3 protein-coding genes are annotated in these 1,676 nt (G+C 36.1%); all 3 read right to left on the reverse strand.

Annotated features, from left to right (window positions below; genetic code table 11):
• Positions 1-164, reverse strand: a 164-nt coding sequence (locus HRT72_12490; GenBank protein NQY68523.1) for a hypothetical protein, incomplete at its 3' end; no start/stop codon positions are given.
• 260 nt (positions 165-424) lie between these two features.
• Entirely contained in the window at positions 425-673 is a 249-nt protein-coding gene (locus HRT72_12495) for a hypothetical protein (protein ID NQY68524.1), read from the reverse strand.
• Between the two features lie 69 nt (positions 674-742).
• Positions 743-1,582 (reverse strand): hypothetical protein, encoded by an 840-nt coding sequence (locus tag HRT72_12500; GenBank protein NQY68525.1) that lies wholly within the window; start codon positions 1,580-1,582, stop codon positions 743-745.
• Between the last annotated feature and the right edge of the window lie 94 nt (positions 1,583-1,676).

The raw sequence follows: 1,676 nt of genomic DNA on the forward strand, positions 1-1,676 counted from the left end.
ACCCTCTTCAACTCTTTGGTTTCTTCGTCATCACTGAGATTGGATATTGCATTTTCCAAAACCTTATTGTTTTCATTATCAGTCATATACATATCTTTATTCGCATACTTGGTTTTACCATATGTCAAAGTCGCATTGTAATTTGGTTTTGTTGTTTTAGTCATTTTTTATTCTTCTCAAAAAAAGCCAAGCCTAGGTTACTAGACTTGGCTTCTCAATTTTATTGATCCACGTCCACGAGAAACGAGTTTCAGATTCTTTCGACTTATTGAGTAAATTCCACCCTTGACCCTGACATAAGCAGCATCAACGCTGCGCCAACTTGAAACAATTCCGATGGCGCCATAAAATGGGTTGCCATATGGGACGAGTAACTGGACTTGGCGTCCGAGGTTTCGTGAAGTTCGTGCAATCATTTCAATGATTACGCCTTAATAGCTAGAGCGTCTTCATTCTCCACAATAAAATTCTCAATTCGTTCACGAAGAGAGAATAAAGTTTCCCACTCATTCTTGTAGAATGTAATAGGAAACTTACGAATACCGTTAACTTGGACACACCCCTTAGGGCTGACCTTCACTACGATCTTCTTTTCCGTTTTAGTTCGCTCCGTCTCAAGAGCCTCCATAAGCTCTTCTCGGCTCATGTTTGTCATGTCTACTGCTACTGACATTGTATTCCTCTATTGGTTTCGTTTTTCATTATGTCCTATAATAACACAAAATAAGGTATTAAGCAAGAATTATTTCTTTATTAACGACACCAACAGATATTTATAAGTGCCATTATTATATTCTGATTCTCTTATTTTGAGTAAAGGTAATAAGTCATCAATACGTGAATCTGTAATATTATTTCTATGCTTTTCAATTATTTTAATTAAGTAAGTTATAGACCCTTTAGCTTTTTTCGTTAAATCTTTTAAATCTTCTATCTTAAACATTCCTTCAATAAGTTTCTCAACTTCAGGTATAATTTCAGTAGAAAACTCATCCATTATGAGTAATTGTCCTTGTTTTTCTAATAAAGAATGTGATTTGGAAACTATAATTGAGGGGTCTATGTATTGAGCAGATTCTTGAAACAAAATATGATTATAAGTATCTGTTGTTATATAATCCTCAAAAGATGTATGTAGCATATTTGATTGAGTAATTTGGTCTAAATCAGGTGATATACCTTTAACATTATAACCACAAGATTGTAGCTTATTTAGTGTTGTTCCTAGCCCTATTCCAACTTCCAAAATTGAATTATTAATAGAATGATTAGTTAAGTATTTAATTATTAATTCAGTAGATTTTTCTTGCGCTTCAATAGCAGTTAATGAATTAGTTATATTTTGTACCCCATAATGTAAGTAAGGGCACTCGTTATTTTCTAATACTAAACTTTCATAATAGATATTTAAAGGGTAACTAAACATTAAGTGATCTCCAGGCCATTCTTTATTTTCTAATACTAATACGGCCGTCTCGTCCTCGGGCCGAAGGGCATAATATATATGAGGAAGACCGCATGCTGGTGGTGCATTGTGATATATTTTGTCATCGGGACGGCGGAGCTCGTCGAGAATCAGCACCAGGGGAATGGTTGGCGCCGCCGATTCCCGCGCCGTGGTGCTGCTGCTTCTGCTTCTGAACAGTCTGGCGCGGTCCAATCGGCTCGCGACCTTA

It is taken from the genome of Flavobacteriales bacterium (assembly GCA_013214975.1).
In the GTDB taxonomy this organism is placed as follows: Bacteria; Bacteroidota; Bacteroidia; order DT-38; family DT-38; genus DT-38.

Excerpts from the sequence above, each read along its gene's own strand:
- HRT72_12495 (NQY68524.1), bottom strand. The coding sequence starts at position 673 with ATGTCAGTAGCAGTAGACATGACAAACATGAGCCGAGAAGAGCTTATG.